The 19,010-nt window shown below is 73.4% G+C and carries 17 protein-coding genes; 12 read left to right on the forward strand and 5 right to left on the reverse strand.

Annotated elements, in window-relative coordinates; translation table 11 throughout:
* Positions 1 to 143: 143 nt before the first annotated feature.
* Both KPL59_RS24505 and KPL59_RS24510 read right to left on the reverse strand, forming a co-directional pair.
* Positions 144 to 1,136, reverse strand: coding sequence for a branched-chain amino acid ABC transporter substrate-binding protein (locus tag KPL59_RS24505; RefSeq protein WP_226362144.1), 993 nt, complete (start codon positions 1,134 to 1,136; stop codon positions 144 to 146).
* A gap of 191 nt (positions 1,137 to 1,327) precedes the next feature.
* Positions 1,328 to 1,777 (reverse strand): PaaI family thioesterase, encoded by a 450-nt coding sequence (locus KPL59_RS24510; RefSeq protein ID WP_226359532.1) that lies wholly within the window; start codon positions 1,775 to 1,777, stop codon positions 1,328 to 1,330.
* A gap of 186 nt (positions 1,778 to 1,963) precedes the next feature.
* Here KPL59_RS24510 and KPL59_RS24515 point away from each other — a divergent pair, with 186 nt between their 5' ends.
* From KPL59_RS24515 to KPL59_RS24525, 3 genes are all read left to right on the forward strand, one after another.
* Positions 1,964 to 2,542 carry a carbonic anhydrase gene (locus KPL59_RS24515; RefSeq protein ID WP_226359531.1) on the forward strand — a complete coding sequence of 193 codons (579 nt, stop codon included), beginning with the start codon at positions 1,964 to 1,966 and terminating at the stop codon, positions 2,540 to 2,542.
* 107 nt (positions 2,543 to 2,649) lie between these two features.
* A complete protein-coding gene (locus tag KPL59_RS24520) occupies positions 2,650 to 4,200 on the forward strand; it encodes an IS1634 family transposase (RefSeq protein WP_226362145.1) in 1,551 nt (516 codons plus the stop codon).
* The gene (locus KPL59_RS24525; RefSeq protein WP_226362146.1) at positions 4,197 to 4,487 is read left to right on the forward strand and encodes a hypothetical protein; all 291 of its coding nucleotides are present in this window, start codon (positions 4,197 to 4,199) and stop codon (positions 4,485 to 4,487) included. The genes KPL59_RS24520 and KPL59_RS24525 overlap by 4 nt, the downstream gene beginning before the upstream one ends.
* Positions 4,488 to 4,731: 244 nt before the next feature.
* Here KPL59_RS24525 and KPL59_RS24530 read toward each other — a convergent pair whose 3' ends face one another.
* Positions 4,732 to 5,580 carry a class I SAM-dependent methyltransferase gene (locus tag KPL59_RS24530; protein WP_226359529.1) on the reverse strand — a complete coding sequence of 283 codons (849 nt, stop codon included), beginning with the start codon at positions 5,578 to 5,580 and terminating at the stop codon, positions 4,732 to 4,734.
* Between the two features lie 300 nt (positions 5,581 to 5,880).
* Here KPL59_RS24530 and rpsA point away from each other — a divergent pair, with 300 nt between their 5' ends.
* The 5 genes from rpsA to KPL59_RS24555 all read left to right on the forward strand — a co-directional run bounded on the left by rpsA (position 5,881) and on the right by KPL59_RS24555 (position 11,415).
* Entirely contained in the window at positions 5,881 to 7,377 is a 1,497-nt protein-coding gene (gene rpsA, locus KPL59_RS24535) for a 30S ribosomal protein S1 (RefSeq protein WP_020622849.1), read from the forward strand.
* Between the two features lie 239 nt (positions 7,378 to 7,616).
* Positions 7,617 to 8,483 carry a hypothetical protein gene (locus KPL59_RS24540; protein WP_226359528.1) on the forward strand — a complete coding sequence of 289 codons (867 nt, stop codon included), beginning with the start codon at positions 7,617 to 7,619 and terminating at the stop codon, positions 8,481 to 8,483.
* Positions 8,465 to 9,592 (forward strand): dephospho-CoA kinase, encoded by a 1,128-nt coding sequence (coaE, locus tag KPL59_RS24545; RefSeq protein ID WP_226359527.1) that lies wholly within the window; start codon positions 8,465 to 8,467, stop codon positions 9,590 to 9,592. Before KPL59_RS24540 ends, coaE begins: the two co-directional genes overlap by 19 nt.
* 222 nt (positions 9,593 to 9,814) lie before the next feature.
* Complete coding sequence (locus KPL59_RS24550; protein ID WP_226359775.1) at positions 9,815 to 10,624, forward strand: RNA polymerase sigma factor; 810 nt, start codon at positions 9,815 to 9,817, stop codon at positions 10,622 to 10,624.
* On the forward strand, positions 10,621 to 11,415 hold the full coding sequence (locus tag KPL59_RS24555) for a hypothetical protein (protein WP_226362147.1): 795 nt from the start codon (positions 10,621 to 10,623) through the stop codon (positions 11,413 to 11,415). Before KPL59_RS24550 ends, KPL59_RS24555 begins: the two co-directional genes overlap by 4 nt.
* A 39-nt stretch (positions 11,416 to 11,454) precedes the next feature.
* Here the strand turns inward: KPL59_RS24555 and KPL59_RS24560 are convergent, their stop codons facing one another.
* Positions 11,455 to 11,979 (reverse strand): DUF402 domain-containing protein, encoded by a 525-nt coding sequence (locus KPL59_RS24560; protein WP_226362148.1) that lies wholly within the window; start codon positions 11,977 to 11,979, stop codon positions 11,455 to 11,457.
* 81 nt (positions 11,980 to 12,060) lie between these two features.
* On the opposite strand from KPL59_RS24560, the gene uvrB reads away from it, so the two are divergent.
* The 4 genes from uvrB (at position 12,061) to KPL59_RS24580 (ending at position 18,071) form a co-directional block, all read left to right on the forward strand.
* A complete protein-coding gene (gene uvrB / locus KPL59_RS24565; RefSeq protein ID WP_226362149.1) occupies positions 12,061 to 14,301 on the forward strand; it encodes an excinuclease ABC subunit UvrB in 2,241 nt (746 codons plus the stop codon).
* A gap of 138 nt (positions 14,302 to 14,439) precedes the next feature.
* Positions 14,440 to 15,729, forward strand: a complete 1,290-nt coding sequence (locus tag KPL59_RS24570; protein ID WP_226353084.1) for a glycosyltransferase 87 family protein — start codon at positions 14,440 to 14,442, stop codon at positions 15,727 to 15,729.
* An 86-nt stretch (positions 15,730 to 15,815) separates the two neighbouring features.
* The gene (locus KPL59_RS24575) at positions 15,816 to 17,102 is read left to right on the forward strand and encodes a GAF domain-containing protein (RefSeq protein WP_226362150.1); all 1,287 of its coding nucleotides are present in this window, start codon (positions 15,816 to 15,818) and stop codon (positions 17,100 to 17,102) included.
* Positions 17,103 to 17,303: 201 nt separating this feature from the next.
* Complete coding sequence (locus tag KPL59_RS24580; protein WP_226353082.1) at positions 17,304 to 18,071, forward strand: acetoin reductase; 768 nt, start codon at positions 17,304 to 17,306, stop codon at positions 18,069 to 18,071.
* Between the two features lie 46 nt (positions 18,072 to 18,117).
* Here KPL59_RS24580 and KPL59_RS24585 read toward each other — a convergent pair whose 3' ends face one another.
* Complete coding sequence (locus tag KPL59_RS24585; protein WP_226362803.1) at positions 18,118 to 18,921, reverse strand: ABC transporter permease; 804 nt, start codon at positions 18,919 to 18,921, stop codon at positions 18,118 to 18,120.
* Positions 18,922 to 19,010 lie beyond the last annotated feature (89 nt).

A 19,010-nucleotide genomic window follows, 5' to 3' on the forward strand; every position in this document is an offset into this window, starting at 1 on the left:
GAAGTTCTTCACCGCGGCACGGTCGGTCGCACCGGAGTCGATCGCCTTGAGGAGGATGGTCGCCGAGTCGTAGCCCTCCAGCGAGTAGGTGCCGGGGGCGGCACCGTTGCTGACGGTCTTGTAGGCGTCGGCGAACTCCGGGATCAGCTCACCCGGGTGCAGGGGCAGGTGAAGAACGCGTTGTTGGACGCGTCGCCCGCGAGCTGGACGAACTGGTCGTCCTTGACGCCGTCCGGGCCGAGGAACACGCCCGTGAAGCCGCGGTTGGACAGCTGCTGGTCCAGCGGGGCGCCCTCGGCGTAGTAGCCGGAGTAGAACACCGCCTGGGGTTGGGCCGAGACGACCTTCGAGACGACGGCCGAGAAGTCCTTCTGGCCGGTGGTGACCTTGTCCTGGCAGCTTGCGTCGATGCCGGTGGCCTGCAGTGCCTGGTTGGTCGCCGCGGCCAGGCCGACGCCGTAGTCGGAGTCGTCCTGGATGACGCAGACCTTCTTCGCGCCCAGCTTGCCGGCCATGAACTTGGCCGCGGCCGGTCCCTGCACGTTGTCGTTGGCCAGCGCCCGGAAGAACGTGGTCCAGCCGTTCTTGGTCAGCGCCGGGTTCGTCGCCGACGGGGTCAGGTGGACCAGGCCCGCCTGCTCGAAGATGCCGCCGGTCGCCTTGGACTCACCGGAGAACGGCAGGCCGATGACGCCGATGATCGGCTGCTCGCTCGCGACCTGGGTGACGATGCCCGGCGCCTTGTCCGGGGTGCCCTCGGTGTCGAACCGCTTGAGCTGCACCTGGCAGCCCGGGTTCGCCTTGTTGTGCTGGTCGATGGCCAGCTGCACGCCGTTGACGATGTTGACGCCCAGCTGTGCGTTGCTACCGGTCAGTGCACCGGCGTACGCGAGCGTGGTGGTCGGTGCGCACTGTGCGCTGCCGTCGCCCGCCGGGTTCGCGGCGTTCGCCGGAACGGGCAGCGTCGCGACGGCGGGAATGTCCGGGCGGTTGCCCTGCTGCTCGCCACCGCCGCCCTGCCCGCCGCCACCTTGACCGGCGGCGCAGCCCGACAGCGTGAGTGCGAGTGCGACACCGCCTGCGACGGCGATGGTGCGCCCCCGCCTACCGGCGCCCTTGAGTCGTGATCCGAACACGTCGGCCCTCCTGCTCGACCGCTCCCCCGAAAGAGCCGGTCTCCGTACGCCTGCGCCCGTCGGACGAGGTCGGTCGGAAACTAGCCCCCGAATTGCGCGCCAGGAAAGCGGTTGCGCAGTGCTCTTAACCGAAGCGTGACACGCGGAAGAAGTGGCCAGGAAGAAGGGATTCGATTCGCCGGAGGACTTCGTTACGACGGGCGGGGTGTCGCGCTCCCGGCGGGTGGGCGCGTGTCGCGGTGCAGGCAGGTCAGCTTCGCGGTGCAGACGCGGCGGCCCTCGTCGTCGACGAGGACGATCTCGCTGGTCGAGGTGGACCGCCCGATGTGGACCGGCCGGGCGGTGCCGGTGACCCAGCCCGAGGTGGCCGAACGGTGGTGGGTGCAGGCCAGCTCCAGCCCGACCGGGAACCGTTCGGGCAGCGCGTGCATCGCGGACAGGGTGGACCCGAGGGTCTCGGCGAGCACGCCGCTGGCGCCGCCGTGCAGCAGCCCGTAGGGCTGACGGTTGCCCGCGACCGGCATGCGGCCGACGACCTCGTCGAGGCCGACCGCGAGGATCTCGATGCCCATCCGGTCGTTGAGCTGTTCCAGGGCGTACTCGGAGCTCAGCTCCGGCAGCTGGTCGGGGGTGATCGGCACCCGTCGACCTTACGTCGGCCCGTGGCCGCGGACGACGGGGCCGCCGCGGGTGTCCCGGGGTGCGCGGACGGTGCCGCCCGGCCGTGCGGGCCTCGTCACACGGGAGGCGTGCGGCGGCGTGCATGCTTGTCCGTGCGGACCCGTTCACCGATCTTGGTCGGTGAGACGCCGACCGAGGGAGACCCTATGGCGAACGACAGCAGGCCGACCGCGGCCCAGGCGTGGCAGATGATGCTGGAGGGCAACGGCCGTTGGCAGCGCGACGAGCGCGAGGACCCGCGTCGGTCCGCCGAGGAGCGCGCCGCCGCGGTGGCGGGTCAGACCCCGGCCGCGATGATCCTGTCCTGCTCGGACTCGCGGGTGCCCGCCGAGCTGGTGTTCGACCTGGGCCTGGGGGACCTGTTCGTCGTCCGGACCGCGGGCCAGGTCGTCGACGACGCCGTGCTCGGCACGCTGGCGTTCGGCGCCGGGGCGCTGGGCATCCCGCTGCTGGTGGTGCTCGGCCACTCCCAGTGCGGTGCGGTGAAGGCGGCCGTGTCGGTCGCCTCCGGGCAGCCCGCGCCGGCGCCGTCGACGCTGGGCGCCCTGGTCGGCGACATCGTCCCGGTGTGCGAGGGCTCCGGTGAGGCCGCCGTGGCCGGCGCGGTCGACGCGAACGTGCGCCGGGTGGTCGCCCAGCTGACGGCCGACCCGTCGCTGTCGGGGGCGGTCTGCAACCCGCGTTCCGCAGTTGATGGGCACATGAGCGGGGTCCGCGGGGAGTAAGGCCTGGTCAGCGTGCTGCGCCTGCGTGAGAGTGCTCGAAAACGTGGGCACACGTTTTGGCGGGTTGAGGCTTGTGTGAGCTGCCCGGAGTGTGATCGGCTGCGGTCATGTATCTGCGGACGACCGAGCGGCGGAACAAGGACGGCTCGGTCGTGCGCTACCTGGCCCTGGCCCACAACCAACGCGTCGGTGCCACCACGAAGGCGAACGTGCTGCTCAACCTCGGCCGGGAGGACCGCCTGGACCCCGACGGGCTGCGCCGGCTGGTCCGCTCGATCAACCGCTACCTGGGCGAACCCGGCACCGACGCCGGCACGGACGCCGCTGAGTCCGCGGGCGCCGGTACCGCGGCCGAGGGGCTGCGGTTGATCGCCTCCCGCCCGGCCGGGGCGGCGTGGTTGCTGAACGGGCTGTGGAAGGCCCTGGACGTCGAGGCCGCCCTGCGCAAGGTGCTGGGTGGGCGCCGGTTCACCACCGATGTCGAGCGGGTGCTGTTCGCGCTGGTGGCGAACCGGGCGATCGACCCGTCCTCGAAGCTGGCCGCGGCCGAGTGGGTCGGCCACGACGTGGCGATCCCCGGCCTGGACGCGCTCAGCGAGGATCAGGCGTATCGGGCGATGGACCTGCTGATCGAGGCCGACACCGACGCGAAGGTGCAGGAGGCGGTGTTCTTCGCGGTCGCGGACCTGCTCAACCTCGAGGTCGACCTGCTGTTCTTCGACACGACCAGCACCTACTTCGAGCGCGACACCGAGGACCCCGACCCCGCCGAGGGCACCGACAGCAGCACCGACAGCAGCGTCGACGGATCAGACGCAGTGGCAAGCCCAGGCGGCCCGGGCGGGTTCCGGCGCTACGGGCACTCCAAGGACCACCGCCGGGACCTGCCGCAGATCGTCATCGGGCTGGCCGTCACCCGGGAAGGCATCCCGGTCCGGTGCTGGTGCTGGCCCGGCAACACCAACGACCAGGCGATCCTGCCGCAGGTCAAGGACGACCTACGGGGGTGGCGACTGGGCCGCGTGGTCACCGTGGTCGACCGCGGGTTCTCCTCCCGGGACAACCTGGCCTACCTTCAGCGCGCGGGCGGGCACTACATCGCCGGCGAACGGATGCGCGACGGCAGCCCGCACGCCGCCCAGGCACTGTCCCGCCAGGGCCGCTACCAGCAGGTTCGGGACAACCTGCGCGTCAAGGAAGTCCGGATCGACTCCACCCCGGCGTCCGGTGGATCATCTGCCACAACCCCGACGAGGCCGAACGCGACCAGGCCGCCCGCGAAGCCGCGATCGCCAGGATCTCCGCCGAGCTCGACCGCATCGCGTCCGCCCGCACCCGAGCCCGCGAGGCCGCCCGCACCCGCCGCGCCGCCACCACAACCAGCAAGGCCGCGTGGCGGCACGCCGCCCGGGCCGCCGAACGTGAGGAGGCCGCGCACGTCAAGGCCGAATGCGCGCTGCGTGAACACCCGGCCCTGGGCCGGTGGCTGCGCCAGACACCGTCCGGGCGGCTGCAACTGGACCGGACCAAGATCGCCGCCGAAGCGAAGCTGGACGGGAAGTACCTGCTGTCCACCTCCGACCCGGACCTCTCGGCCGAGGACGTCGCCCTGGGCTACAAGAACCTGCTGGAGGCCGAGCGCGGGTTCCGCGACTTGAAATCCACCATCGAGCTGCGGCCGGTGTTCCACCGCCTCGAACTCCGCATCCGCGCCCACGTCCTGCTCTGCTGGCTGGCGCTGCTGCTGATCCGGGTCGCCGAACGCCGCACCGGCCGCACCTGGCGCACCATCTCCCGCGAGCTGGGCCGGCTGCACACGATCACCCTCACCGGCCCGGCCGGCACCGTCGTGCAGACCACCGAGCTCACCACCACCCAGGCCGGCATTCTTCGGGCCTGCGGGGTCACCCCACCACCCCGGATCACCACCCTCGACCCCGCCTAACCAGCCCAAACAGCGCCAACAGGCACCGCGGCGGGCATGGACACACGCCCACCCCGCTCCCACACCAGCGGTCCTGCAGGTCAACCCCCGAATTCAGCCCTCACATCTGCCCACGAACTGCGGAATCCGGGTGCAACCACCACCTCACGATCGTCGGCGCCCGCTACGACCTGGAGACCGGCGCGGTCCTGGAGGTCTGACGACCCGGCCGACCCTGACGACCGACTTGGCCGACCCGGCCGGCTCAGCCCGGTCGGTGGGTCACGAGGATCGCGGTGCCGGGGAACAGCGCGCCGCGCAGCGGCGACCACTGCCCCCACACCCGCTCGTGGCCCTCCGGCCACTCCGGCTCGACCAGGTCGTCGAGCACCAGCCCGGCGGCGACGACGTCGCGCACCCGGTCGCCGAGGGTGCGGTGGTGCTCGACGTAGGTGGCCCGGCCGTCGCCGTCGACCTCCAGGTACGGGGTCCGGTCGAAGTAGGACTGGACGACGGTGAGCCCCTGCTCGCCGGGGTCGTCGGGGAAGACCCAGCGCATCGGGTGGTTCACCGCGAACACCCAGCGCCCACCGGGTCGCAGCACCCGGGCCACCTCCCGCATGACCCGACCCGGGTCCGCGACGAAGGGGATCGCCCCGAACGCCGAGCAGGCGTGGTCGAAGGTGGCGTCGGCGAACGGCAGGTGCTCGGCGCCGGCCTGCACGAGCGGCACGGGCAGTCCGAGCGCGGCGTTGAGCCGGGCCGCGTGCCGCAGCATCCCGCCGGAGACGTCGAGCGCCACCGGGCGCGCTCCGCGGCGGGCGAGCCACCGGCTGCACGAGGCCGAGCCGGCACCGACCTCCAGCACCCGCTTCCCGACGAGGTCGGCGGGCGGGCCCAGCAGGCCGGCCTCGTCCTCGTGCAGGTTCTCCGGGCACCAGACGAACGCCTCGTCGCCGATGTCGGAACCGTGCTCGGCCAGGTAGTCGTCGGCGTCGGTGTCCCACCAGCGGCGCCCGGCCGCCTCGGACTCGGCGCTGCCGACGCGGCGCCGGGCGACGCCCGTGGTGCCCACGGCGTCCTCGGCGGAGAAGTACTCGTCGCGGCTGCTCATGACCACCCGATCGTCGCAAGCGCGGGTGGTCCCGCAGATGGCGGACCCGCATTGCCGGGGGGTTCACGGGCCGCGTAGCATTCTTTCCGCACCGTGGTCAACGTGTCGGCCGACCGCGCGGCGCCACTCCAGCGCCGGTCTCGCGGACGTCCGTGCACCGATGTTCCCGACCACGGGAATCGACGCCAGAGGGTGACTGTTACAACGTCACAGCTACACGTACCAGAACCGGGGCGCACTGCTGCAGCAGAGCCGACCGGGCCGACCATGCCAGAGAAATCCATCGGAGCACCTCACTACATGTCCACCGACACCACCGCCGCCCCGACCACGCCGCAGGTCGCTATCAACGACATCGGGTCGGAGGAGGACTTCCTCGCCGCCATCGACCAGACGATCAAGTACTTCAACGATGGCGACATCGTCGAGGGCACCATCGTCAAGGTCGACCGCGACGAGGTCCTGCTCGACATCGGCTACAAGACCGAGGGCGTCATCCCCTCGCGCGAGCTGTCGATCAAGCACGACGTCGATCCCGCCGAGGTCGTCGAGGTCGGCGAGTTCGTCGAGGCCCTCGTCCTCCAGAAGGAGGACAAGGAGGGCCGGCTGATCCTGTCCAAGAAGCGCGCGCAGTACGAGCGCGCCTGGGGCACGATCGAGGCGCTCAAGGAGGCCGACGAGCCGGTCGAGGGCACCGTCATCGAGGTCGTCAAGGGCGGCCTGATCCTGGACATCGGGCTCCGCGGCTTCCTCCCGGCCTCGCTGGTCGAGATGCGCCGCGTGCGCGACCTGCAGCCGTACGTCGGCCGCAAGATCGAGGCCAAGATCATCGAGCTGGACAAGAACCGCAACAACGTGGTCCTGTCCCGCCGCGCCTGGCTCGAGCAGACCCAGTCCGAGGTCCGCAGCGAGTTCCTCAACCAGCTGCAGCGCGGTCAGGTCCGCAAGGGCGTCGTCTCCTCGGTGGTCAACTTCGGTGCGTTCGTCGACCTGGGCGGGGTCGACGGTCTGGTGCACGTCTCCGAGCTGTCCTGGAAGCACATCGACCACCCGAGCGAGGTCGTCGAGGTCGGCCAGGAGGTCACCGTCGAGGTTCTCGACGTCGACCTGGACCGCGAGCGCGTCTCCCTGTCGCTGAAGGCGACCCAGGAGGACCCGTGGCGGCTCTACGCCCGGACCCACGCGATCGGCCAGATCGTGCCGGGCAAGGTCACCAAGCTCGTCCCGTTCGGCGCGTTCGTCCGCGTCGAGGAGGGCATCGAGGGCCTGGTCCACATCTCCGAGCTGGCCGAGCGCCACGTCGAGATCCCCGAGCAGGTCGTCCAGGTCGGCGACGACGCGATGGTCAAGGTCATCGACATCGACCTCGACCGCCGTCGCATCTCGCTGTCGCTGAAGCAGGCCAACGAGGGCATGACGGTCGACACCGAGTTCGACCCGACCCGCTACGGCATGGCCGCCGAGTACGACGACCAGGGGAACTACATCTACCCCGAGGGCTTCGACGTCGACTCCGGCGACTGGAAGGAAGGCTTCGACGAGGCCCGCGCGGCCTGGGAGAAGCAGTACGCCGAGGCGCAGGCCCGCTACGAGCAGCACATGGCGCAGATCCGCAAGGCCGCCGAGGCCGAGGCGGAGGGCGGCAACGACATCGCGCCGGCGAACTACTCCTCCGGCGGCGACGACGACCGTCCGGCCGCCGGCAGCAGTGGCGGTGGCCAGGCCGAGTCGGGTGGCTCGCTCGCCAGCGACGAGCAGCTCGCCGCACTGCGCGAGAAGCTCTCCGGCGGGGCCTGACAGCCCCCTGCCGGTCCCACCCCGGACCGGCGCCAGCACCACACCGGGCCCCGGTGACCGTCACGGTCACCGGGGCCCGGCCCGTTTCACGGCGGCCCTACGGCGCGCGGTGGACACCGGTTCATCTCGCTCGGCGTGTCAGGGTGGACACGCATGGTGGAGATCACGGTTCGGCTGCGGTTGATCACGGCGCGCGCACCCGCTCTGAGTCGATCTTCGGGTCGGCCTAGATTGGATGCATGGTCGGCCGTACCGTCCGCCGGACGCGTTCCGGCGAGCTCCTGTCCCACACCCGCCCGTCCCGGCGTCGCGGACGGTCCGCGCTCGCGGGGATCCTGCTGACCGCGGTGCTCGCCGGGTGCGGCACGGCGTCCGGGGACACCGGGATCGCGGTCCCGACGTTCCCGGCCGAGCAGTCCGGCGCCGCCCAGGCCGGGCGGGGACCGGTCCCGATCGCGCTGCCCACCGACTGTGCGCAGCTGATGGACCCCGAGCAGGCCGGCGCGCTGTTCGGCCAGGTACTGGGGTCGGTGTCGGTCCAGTCGGTCCGCGGCGTCCCCGAGGCGGCGGTCAACCGCACCGAGCGCACCGCCTGCACCTACCGGGCGGGCGGCCAGACCCAGGCCTTCGGCGGGGCGCGCAACTCGGGCCCGGTGCTGTTCCAGCTCAACATCGGCCGCTACACCGACGCCGCGTCCGCGGCGCGGCAGTGGCAGCTCAACACCAACGCCGAGCGGGGCTCGGCCACCGCGTCGCGCGACATCACCGTGGGCTCGGTCCCCGGCGTCCTCGTCGAGCGGCCGGACGAGACCACCCTGGCGCTGGTCTACGGCGTCGACACGCTGACGTTCATCCTGCCGGTGGCGGCTCCGGGGCAGACCCGGTCCGCGGCCGAGACCCTGCCCGACCTGGCCCAGCGCATCATCCCGGCGTTGACGCCGACCCAGCCGCCGTCCGCGCGGCCGACCCCCACCACGCGCCGCCCGCGGCGCCCGCCCCGCAGGCCGGCGACGGCGCCGCGGGCAGCGCGCGCGGCACCACCTGAGCGCCACCCGGGGTACCCGGTGCGGCCCGCTACGGTGATCACGTGCTGCGGACAGGGCTGACCGGCGGAATCGGTGCGGGCAAGTCGACGGTCGCGACGCGGCTGGTCGAACGCGGGGCGGTGCTGGTCGACTCCGACGTCATCGCCCGCGAGGTCGTCGAACCGGGCACCGAGGGACTGGCGGCGATCGTCGAGGCGTTCGGGCGGGACGTCCTCGACGCCGACGGCCGCCTCGACCGGCCTGCTCTCGCCGCTCTCGTCTTCGCCGACGCCGCGGCCCGGCGCACCCTCGACGGCATCGTGCACCCGCTCGTGCGGGCCCGGTCCGACGAGATCGTCGCCGCCGCCGCGCCGGACGCGATCGTCGTGCAGGACATCCCGCTGCTCGTCGAGGGCGGGATGGCCCCGGCCTTCCCGCTGGTCGTCGTGGTGGGGGTGGACGCCGAGGAGCGGGTCCGGCGGCTGGTGTCCGCGCGGGGGATGGCCGAGCAGGACGCCCGGGCCCGGATCGCCGCCCAGGCCACCGACGAGCAGCGTCGCGCCGTCGCCGACGTCTGGCTGGACAACTCGGGCGACCCGGAGGACACCCGCCGCCGGGTGGACGCGCTGTGGGACGGGCGGCTCACCGGGTTCGAGGAGAACCTGCGGACCGGCCGCCCGGCCGTGGACGGGTCGCCCCTGCTCGTCGAGCACGGCCCGGACTGGGCGGCCCAGGCCCGCCGGCTCGCCGAGCGGGTCGCGGTCGCCGCGGGCGGTCCCGGCCGCGGGGTGGAGCACATCGGGTCGACGGCCGTCCCGGGGCTCCCGGCCCGCGACGTCCTCGACCTACAGCTCGCGATCGTGTCCCCGGCCGACGCCGACCGGATCACCGATGCCCTGGTCACGGCCGGGTTCCCGGTCGACGCCGCCGCCCCGGGCGGCGACGCGGGCACGGTGCGGGTGCACCGCTCGGCCGACCCGGGACGGGCCGCGGTGCTGGCCGTGCGGGTGCACGGCTCGCCCGCGTGGCAGCACGCGGTCGAGCTGCGGGACCGGCTGCGTGCCGACGCGACCGCCCGTACCGACTACGCCGCGCACAAGCGCGCCGCGGCGGAGCGGCACGCCGACGACGCGGACCCACGTCACTACCGTGCGTGCACGGCGGAGTGGCGCTCTGATCCGGACGAGTGACCAGATCGGGATGCAGATCACGCGGAACGTGACGATCGGATCGCGCCGGGCCGTTTCTGTAACGCCGCACGCTCGTTGGTCGATCAGGCGGGGCAGAGGGTGCTCCTGCCCGGATCGGCGGCGGTACCTGCGGGTACCCGCCGATCGGACAGGGCACCACGGTGATCGGCACCGGGCCGCAGGGCCCGGTGACGGCGACGAGAGGACACGGGGTTGAGCACAGTGGCCCAGCGTTTCGGGGCGGACGGCGAGTTCGCCGAGCCCGAGCGCGCGCCCGCGTTCCCCCACACGGACCAGTACGGCGGTGTGTCGGAACCCGGCGAGCCGGGCGCGGCCGACCGCGACGCATGGACCGGCGCCGACTACGGAGCCGAGTACGGCGCCGAGTACGAGGCCCCGCCGATCAGCGGCGCCGTCGTCCAGCAGCACCGGACGCTCCCGCACGGCGAGCTCCGCGCGGACTTCGGGGCGCACCTGGAGACCCACTACCCGCGCCTGGTCGCGCAGCTCTACGCGATCACGCTCAACCCGTACGACGCACACGACGCGGTGCAGGACGCCTACTCGCGTGCCTGGCGCCGCTGGGCCGCGCTGCGTGCCGAACCCGCGGGCCCGGACCACGAGGACGCCGCCGTCGGCTGGGTCCGACGGGTCGCGATCCGCACGTCGATGCGGCCGCGGATCCTGCGTCGCCGTCGCAGGCCGGCCCCGGAGGAGACCGACCCGCGCACCGGGGCGCTCCTGGAGGCGCTCGGGCGGCTCGCGCCCGTCGACCGCAGGGCCGTGGTGCTGCACCACATGGCGGGCCTGTCGACCGGCGCGGTCGCCGCGCTCGAGCGGGTCACCGTGCACGAGGTGCGGCGCCGGCTCGTCCGCGGTCGCGAGGTCGTGACCGAGGGCATGGCCGAGGTGCTGGAGGAGATCATCGGACCGGCGGGTGGCGCGGTCGGGGGACCGCCGCCGGGTCACCGGACGCCGCAGTACGACCTGCGTGGCGGATACCCACCCGCCACCGAGGGGGGACGGGCATGAACGGGTTCGCCGACATCGACCGGGAGTTCCACCGGCTCGACGACGTCCTGGCGGCGGCCGTGCCGCTGCCGGCCGTCGACGACGTGATCTCCCGCGCCGCCGGTGCGCGCCGGGCCACGTCGGCCGCGGCCGCGGCGGTGCTCACCGTCGGGTCACTGGGCGGGATCACCGCCGTCGCGACCGCGACCGCGCCCGACGGCAGCTTCGTCGGCCCGCCCTTCGCCATCGCCGCGCCGCAGGCGACCGGCCCGAGTCCGGACCCCGTCGAGACCGGTGCGCCGGGTGGCGCGGCCGCCGGCGGGGACGGCCTCCCGCCGGCGTTCGACCCGACCGTCGCGGCGACCCAGGGTGGCGCGCTGCCCGGTGGTGGCGGCTCGCCCGTCGTCCCCGCGCCCGGTTCGGCGCCCGCGCCCGGAACCCCCGGTGCGCCCGTGGTCCCGCCGCCGTTCACCGGTGGCCAGCCGACCCCGTCGCAGCCCACCACCCCGCCGGAGCCGACCGACGAGGGCTCGCCCGAGCCGACGACGCCTCCGCCGGCCACGACGAAGCCGCCGGTGACGACCACACCTCCGCCGGTCACCACGACGCCGCCGACCTCGACGCCGGAGCCGACCGACGAGGGCACCCCGGAGCCGACGACGACCAACCCGGCCCCGACGACGTCCAACTCGGCCGCGCCGACCACCACCGCGTCGTCCGACCCGACCACGACCACGACCACCGGGACGACGACGTCGGAGACCTCGACCAGCGCGGTCGGCCTCGCCCCGGCGCAGTCCTCCGCGCTCTGACACACCCCGGGACACACCCCGGCCGGCCCTCGCGGCCGGTCAGTCCGGAGCGTCCTCCGGCCGGTCCCGCGGCCCCAGGTCGATCCCGAGCGACGCCAGCCAGGCCACGTGGTCGTGGTCGTGGCGGACCAGCCCGTCGAGCACCGCGTGCGACCGTTCCAGGGCGTACTCGGCCAGGTCGGTCCCGACCAGCCCCTGCGCCACGGCGGCGACGAACTCGTCGACGTCGATGACGTCGGTCCCGCGGCCGCGGCGCACGACGAGGTCCAGGTAGAGGTCCGTCATGTGCAGCCGCCTGCCCTCGCGGGAGATCGCGGCGACGTCGACGTACACGTCCTGGTCGCGCTCGTGCCCGGGCCGCCACCGCCAGTCCGACAGGCACACGCCCAGCTCGGGCAGCACCCAGGTCTCGATCCACCAGGCGTTCGGCCGGGCGACGACGGGCCGGGACAGGTACAGCCCCCAGTCCTCCTCGCGCAGCGTGGTGATCTCGCGGTGGGTCCCCTTGGTGTCGACCTGGACGCCCCGCTCGGGGTCGAAGGTCTGTGTCTTGGGCGGGTGCACGGTCGACCATCCTGCCCCCTCCGGCGGTCCCGGCGGGGCGTGCGACGGGAAAGTGTCGGGGGTCGCTCGTACCCTGGTGTCATGGCATTCGCGACCGAGGTCCCGGGCAGCGCGGCGGACTCCCGTGCCCGGGGGGACGCTGCGCACCCGGACGCGGGCACCACCCCGGCGGACACCCCGCGCGCGCACTCCGAGCACCGCCCGGTGGGCGCGGTCGAGCGCAGCACGGCCCCGTTCCGCGTGGTCAGCGACCACGTCCCGGCAGGTGACCAGCCGGCCGCGATCGCCGAGCTGGACCGTCGGCTGCGTGCCGGCGAGCAGGACGTCGTGCTGCTGGGCGCCACCGGTACCGGCAAGTCGGCCACCACCGCCTGGCTGATCGAGCAGCAGCAGCGGCCCACGCTGGTGATGGCGCCGAACAAGACCCTGGCGGCCCAGCTGGCGAACGAGCTGCGGGAGATGCTCCCGAACAACGCGGTCGAGTACTTCGTCTCGTACTACGACTACTACCAGCCCGAGGCCTACATCGCGCAGACCGACACCTACATCGAGAAGGACAGCTCGATCAACGACGACGTCGAGCGGCTGCGGCACTCGGCGACGATGAACCTGCTGTCCCGGCGCGACGTCGTCGTGGTCGCCTCGGTGTCGTGCATCTACGGCCTGGGCACCCCGCAGTCCTACCTCGACCGGTCGGTCTCGCTGCGGGTCGGCGAGGAGGTCGAGCGGGACCGGCTGCTGCGGCTGCTGGTCGACGTGCAGTACACCCGCAACGACATGTCCTTCACCCGCGGCACGTTCCGGGTCCGGGGCGACACCGTCGAGATCATCCCCGCCTACCAGGAGCTGGCGCTGCGGATCGAGTTCTTCGGCGACGAGATCGAGGCGCTGTACTACCTCAACCCGCTGACGGGGGAGGAGGTCGAGCAGGTCGACGAGATCAAGGTCTTCCCGGCGACGCACTACGTCGCGGGCCCGGAGGCGATGGAGCGCGCCGTGCGCGCGATCGAAGCGGAGCTGGAGGAGCGTCTCGCGCAGCTGGAGAACCAGGGCAAGCTGCTGGAGGCCCAGCGGCTGCGGATGCGGACCCAGTACGACATCGAGATGATCCGCCAGGTCGGGTTCTGCTCGGGCATCGAGAACTACTCCCGGCACATCGACGGCCGCGGTCCCGGCACCGCGCCGGCCACCCTGATCGACTACTTCCCGGACGACTTCCTGTTGGTCATCGACGAGTCGCACGTGACGGTGCCGCAGATCGGCGGCATGTACGAGGGCGACATGTCCCGCAAGCGCAACCTCGTCGAGTACGGCTTCCGCCTCCCCTCCGCGGTGGACAACCGGCCGCTGACCTGGGAGGAGTTCGCCGACCGGATCGGCCAGACCGTCTACCTGTCCGCGACCCCGGGCCCCTACGAGCTCAACCGCACCGGCGGCGAGTTCGTCGAGCAGGTCATCCGCCCCACCGGTCTGGTCGACCCCGAGGTCGTCGTGAAGCCGACCAAGGGACAGATCGACGACCTGGTCGCCGAGATCCGGGACCGGACCGCCAAGGACGAACGGGTCCTGGTCACCACCCTGACCAAGAAGATGGCCGAGGACCTCACCGACTACCTGCTCGAGCTCGGGATCAAGGTCCGGTACCTGCACTCCGAGGTCGACACCCTGCGCCGGGTGGAGCTGCTGCGGCAGCTGCGGTCGGGCGAGTACGACGTGCTGGTCGGCATCAACCTGCTCCGCGAGGGGCTCGACCTGCCCGAGGTGTCGCTGGTGGCGATCCTCGACGCGGACAAGGAGGGCTTCCTCCGGTCCGGCACCTCGCTGATCCAGACCATCGGCCGCGCGGCGCGCAACGTCTCCGGTCAGGTGCACATGTACGCCGACAAGATCACCGACTCGATGCGGTACGCGATCGACGAGACCGACCGGCGCCGCGCCAAGCAGATCGCCTACAACACCGAGCACGGGATCGACCCGCAGCCCCTGCGCAAGAAGATCGCCGACATCCTCGACCAGGTCTACCGGGAGGCCGAGGACACCGAGACCGTCCCGGTGGGCGGGTCGGGCCGCAACGCCTCGCGCGGCAAGCGCGCGGCGGGGGAGAAGGGCCGCGCCCCGGCCGCGGCCGGGAGCTCCGGGGTGGCGGCGAAGGACACGGCGGGCATGCCGCGCGCCGAGCTGGCCGACCTCATCCAGCAGATGAACGACCAGATGCTCACCGCCGCACGGGACCTCCAGTTCGAGCTGGCGGCCCGGCTGCGCGACGAGATCGCCGACCTGAAGAAGGAGCTGCGGGGGATGGACGCGGCCGGGGTGTCGTAGGCGGGTCCGCGGCGGGGCGGCCGGGCCTCCCCGCTACCGTGGACCACCGTCATCTCCCGTCCGGCCGCCGGTCCGCCCGTCACGCGGCCGCATCCCCGTCCGGCCCGGGCGGCCCGGTCGTTCTCGGAGGAGCCCCGCGTGACCGTCATCCGCACCACGCCCGACCCGGACGTGCCCGCAGCCCCCGGCCGGGGCGGCGCCGCGCTGGTCGGCAGGCTGCGCGCGGCGGCGCTGACCCGGTGGACGCTGGTGGTCACCGTCCCGCTGCTGGTGGCCGCGCTGTACTGGTCCTGGTACCGGCTGCGGAACTACGCGCTCGACCTCGACGTGTACCGGATCGGCGTGCAGGCCTGGCTGGACGGCAACGACATGTACGGCCGGCTCCCGCTGCCCCTGCACGGGCCCGAGCTGCCGTTCATCTATCCGCCGTTCGCCGCCATCACGATGGTGCCGCTGACCGTCGTGCCCTACGCCGTGGCGTTCACCGCGCAGTTCGTCGCCTCGGTGCTGTCGTTGGCGATCTGCATCGCGCTCACGATCCGCGTCGCCTGGCCCGCGGGCGGGTGGCGGGCGCCGTTCCTGCTGGGCGTGCCGGTGCTGGCCGCGGTCCTGCTGATGGAGCCGGTCGCGCAGACCTTCGCCTTCGGGCAGATCAACCTCGTGCTGATGCTGCTGGTGCTGGTCGACCTCCTCGCCCCGCGGACCTGGTGGCCGCGCGGGCTGCTGCTCGGCCTGGCCGCGGCGATCAAGCTGACCCCGGGCGGGTTCGTCCTGTACTTCCTGGTCCGGCGGGACTGGAAGGCCGCGGGGGTCGCCGTCGTCACCGGCATCCTCGCCACCGGGCTCGGGTTCGTCGTCGACCTCGACTCCTCGGTGCGGTACTGGTTCGTCGGCGGGCCGGCCGCCGGGGTGAGCGGCTCGACGTTCTTCTCCAACGAGACCGTGCAGGCCGTGCTCGCCCGCCAGGAGGTCCCCGAGCCCTGGTTCCACATCCTGTGGCTGGGCATCGTCGCGGTCCTGCTGGCGTTGGCCGTGCCGATCATCCGGCGCTCCGAGCCGGTGATCGCGATGTCGGCGACGGCCGCCGTCGTGCTGATGGCGACCCCGACCGCCTGGTCGCACCACTGGGTGTGGGTCGTGCCCGCCCTGATCGGGATCGGTGCGCACGCCCTGCGGTACCGCAGTGCCGGGTGGGCCGTGGTCGGCGTGGTCATCGCCGCGATCTTCTACGTCGCGCCGTTCCGCTGGATGCCCAACGTGTGGGGCGTCGAGATGAAGTGGAGCCTCTGGGAGCAGGTCCTGGGGGCCAGCTACGTCATCCCCGCCGCGCTGACCCTCGGGCTCGGCTGCTGGTACGTCACCCGGGGCCCGGGGCGTCCCGGCGGTCCGCGGGCGCTGCGTCCGGAACGGCTGCGCGTCGGCTCCTGACCCTCGGGCGGGGCCCCGGGGCACGACCGTCCGCGACTATGGCGCGGGTCACGGGCGCCCGCCTACTGTGGGGGCCGGAGGTGCCGGTGGAGCCAGTCGACGACGACCGGAACCGGGCAGGCGTGTGTGCCGTCCGCCCGGGGACCGACCTCGGTCGGCACGCCCGGATGCTGTCCCGGCTGCACGACGCGGTGCTGTCCGGCGACGCCCGCCCCGGCGACACGGCCCGCGGCCGCCGGCTGGTCACCCGGTCCTGGGACCGGGTCCGGGCCCAGGGCGTGGACCCCGACGCCGGTGAGCCGCCCGGCCCGCTGGACGCCGCCGTCGTCGAGCAGCGGCGGGCGACCTCGCCGCTGGCCCCGGTGCTGCCCGCGCTGCGTGCCGCGCTGACCTCTGTCGCCGAGGACGCCCGGCACGTGATGGTCGTCTGCGACGCCGACGGGGTCCTGCTGTGGCGGGAGGGCTCGACCGCGGTCCGCCGCCGTGCCGACGCGCTCGGGTTCACCGAGGGCGCCGAGTGGTCCGAGCGGTCGGTCGGCACCAACGCGATCGGGACCGCGCTCGCGGAGGGCGGGCCGGTGCAGATCTTCTCCGCCGAGCACTTCGTGCGCAGCCACCACGGCTGGACCTGCACCGCGGCCCCCGTGCACGACCCGCGCAGCGGTGAGCTGCTCGGTGTCGTCGACCTGTCCGGGCCCGCCGAGACCGTCCACCCGACGACCGTGGCGCTCGTCGACACCGCGGTGCGGCTCGCCGAGGCCGGGCTGTGGCAGCGCCACGAGGCCCGCCTCGATGCGCTGCGCACCATCGGCGCCCCGATGCTCGCCGGTGACACCGGGCCCGGCCTGGTGGTCGACGACCACGGCTGGGTGGCCGCCGCGTCCGGGCTGCCCGGCGTCGAACGGGTCGCCGCGCCGGTGCCCGAACGCCTGATCGCCGTGCACGGGCTCGGACCGTGCCTGCCCGAGCCGGTGCCCGGCGGCTGGCTGCTGCGCCCGGCGTCCGGCGGGGGCAGACGGATGCGGCTGCGCCTGGACCTGGACGGCCGCCCGCCGCAGGCCGTGATCGAGGGCACGACCCGCTGGGTGCACCCGCTGTCGACCCGGCACGCCGAGGTCCTGGTGCTCCTCGCCCGGGCCGGGTCGGGCGGGCTGGACGCCGCGACCCTGTCCCAGGGGCTCTACGGCGACCGGGCGCACCTGGTCACCGTCCGCGCGGAGATGTCCCGGCTGCGCCGGAACCTGGGCGGCATCCTGCTGGCCCGCCCCTACCGGATCGCTCCCGAGGTCGAGCTGGACCTGACCGGGCTGGCGGGCAGCCGGGTGGTGCGCGAGTCGGGCGCACCCGGCGTCGCCGCCCTGCACCGCGACTGACCGCCGCCCGGGCGGCGACGCCCGGCGCGGACCGGTCCCGCGTCGGCCGGGCACCCGCCCGGCCGACGGCGGGCGCTGCAACCGGCCTGCAACGCTGTCCGGGACCCGCGCCACCAGGGTGGACTGGCGGACGCGGGAACGTCCCGCCGCGGCAGGGACGCCGCCCCCGGCGGCCCGCGCGAGCGAACTGGGAGGGCCGACATGGGTGTCGCCGTGGTCACCGGAGCCGGACGCGGGATCGGGCGGGGCATCGCGCTGCGCCTGTCACGCGACGGGCACGCCGTCGCCGTCAACGACCGGGACACCCACGGCGCCACCGCCGTCGCCGAGGAGATCCGCGCGGCGGGCGGTACCGCGGTGGCCTACCCGGCCGACGTCACCGACCCCGACGCGGTCACCGCGATGGTCGGCCAGGTCGCCGAGGAGCTCGGCGGGCTGGACGTGATGGTCGCGAACGCCGGCATCGCCCAGGTCAAACCGCTGCTGGAGGTGACCCCGGAGGACCTGCGCACGATCTTCGACGTCAACGTGTTCGGCGTCGTCCACTGCCTGCAGGCCGCAGCCCGCGTGATGATCGACCGCGGGACCGGCGGGAAGATCATCAGCGCCGCGTCGATCGCCGGGCACCAGGGCTTCGAGCTGCTGGGGCACTACTCGGCGACGAAGTTCGCCGTCCGCGCCCTCACCCAGGCCGCGGCGAAGGAGCTGGCGCCGCACCGGATCACGGTGAACGCGTACTGCCCGGGGATCGTCGGCACCGACATGTGGGACCTGATCGACGAGCAGATGGGCGCCCGCAGCGGCGCCGGCAAGGGCGAGACGCTGAAGCAGTACGCGGCCGGGATCCCGCTGGGCCGGGTACAGACCCCCGACGACGTCGCCGCCTTCGTCTCCTACCTCGCGGGCCCGGACTCCGACTACATGACCGGCCAGGCCGTCGTGATCGACGGCGGGGTGGTCATGGTCTGAGCGACGCGCCGGGTGCCGGGCCACGCGGGGCGGCCCGGCACCGCGGTCAGCTGGTGATGTCCTTGGTGCGGAACCGCCACGCCGCGAGCCCCAGGAACACGGTCGCGTAGCAGACCGCGGAGAACGCGCCGTAGGTCATGTCCGACCAGTCGACGTCGGTCGCCAGCAGCGCCGACCAGGCGTCGCCGTAGTGGGTCGGGAGGAAGTCCCGGATGATCCCCAGGTCCTCGATCTGGTCGATGATCTGGGAGACGATCGAGGCCATCACCGCGCCGCCCACCGCGCCCAGCGGGGCGTCGGTGCTCACCGACAGCAGCAACGCCAGTCCGGCCACCCAGCTCAGCTGCACGGTCACGTACAGCGCGCCGAGCATCACCCGCCCGACCGCGCTCCAGAACGGCAGCGACTCCCCGATCGGCGAGACCAGGTCGCCGGTGCCGTAGGCGAGCGCGCCCACCACCAGCGAGGCGACCGGGAGCAGCAGCAGCGCCGCCACCGACAGCACCCCCGCGACGACGGCCTTCTGCCGCAGCAGCCGCGCCCGCGGCACCGGGACGGCCAGCAGGTAGCGCAGCGACGACCACGACGCCTCCGAGGCCACGGTGTCGCCGAAGAACAGCGCGACCAGCACCACCAGCAGGAAGCTCGCCGAGGCGAACAAGGTGAACACCGCGAAGTTCGCGGCGCTGCCCGACGCCAGGTCGACCAGGCTCGGGCCGCGGGCGCCGGGGTCGTCGTCGCCGAGGGAGAACGCCGCCCACAGGATGATCGGCATCGCCACGACCAGCGCGAACGCGACCTGGGTGCGACGGCGCTGGAGCTGGCGGACCAGCTCGGTGCGCAGCGGCATCGTGCGTCCCGGGACGGCGGGCGGCGCGGCCCGGCCGGTCACGAGGTCGCCGACGTGCCCGCGACGGGTCGAGAGCTGACGGTCGTCAC

The sequence above is a fragment of the Pseudonocardia sp. ICBG1142 genome (genome assembly GCF_020496255.1).
In the GTDB taxonomy this organism is placed as follows: Bacteria; Actinomycetota; Actinomycetes; order Mycobacteriales; family Pseudonocardiaceae; genus Pseudonocardia.

Coding starts and splice junctions, on each gene's coding strand:
- KPL59_RS24585 (WP_226362803.1), bottom strand. CDS start 18,921: ATGCCGCTGCGCACCGAGCTGGTCCGCCAGCTCCAGCGCCGTCGCACC.
- KPL59_RS24580 (WP_226353082.1), top strand. CDS start 17,304: ATGGGTGTCGCCGTGGTCACCGGAGCCGGACGCGGGATCGGGCGGGGC.
- uvrB (WP_226362149.1), top strand. CDS start 12,061: ATGGCATTCGCGACCGAGGTCCCGGGCAGCGCGGCGGACTCCCGTGCC.
- KPL59_RS24540 (WP_226359528.1), top strand. CDS start 7,617: ATGGTCGGCCGTACCGTCCGCCGGACGCGTTCCGGCGAGCTCCTGTCC.
- KPL59_RS24530 (WP_226359529.1), bottom strand. CDS start 5,580: ATGAGCAGCCGCGACGAGTACTTCTCCGCCGAGGACGCCGTGGGCACC.
- rpsA (WP_020622849.1), top strand. CDS start 5,881: ATGTCCACCGACACCACCGCCGCCCCGACCACGCCGCAGGTCGCTATC.
- KPL59_RS24515 (WP_226359531.1), top strand. CDS start 1,964: ATGGCGAACGACAGCAGGCCGACCGCGGCCCAGGCGTGGCAGATGATG.
- KPL59_RS24555 (WP_226362147.1), top strand. CDS start 10,621: ATGAACGGGTTCGCCGACATCGACCGGGAGTTCCACCGGCTCGACGAC.
- KPL59_RS24520 (WP_226362145.1), top strand. CDS start 2,650: ATGTATCTGCGGACGACCGAGCGGCGGAACAAGGACGGCTCGGTCGTG.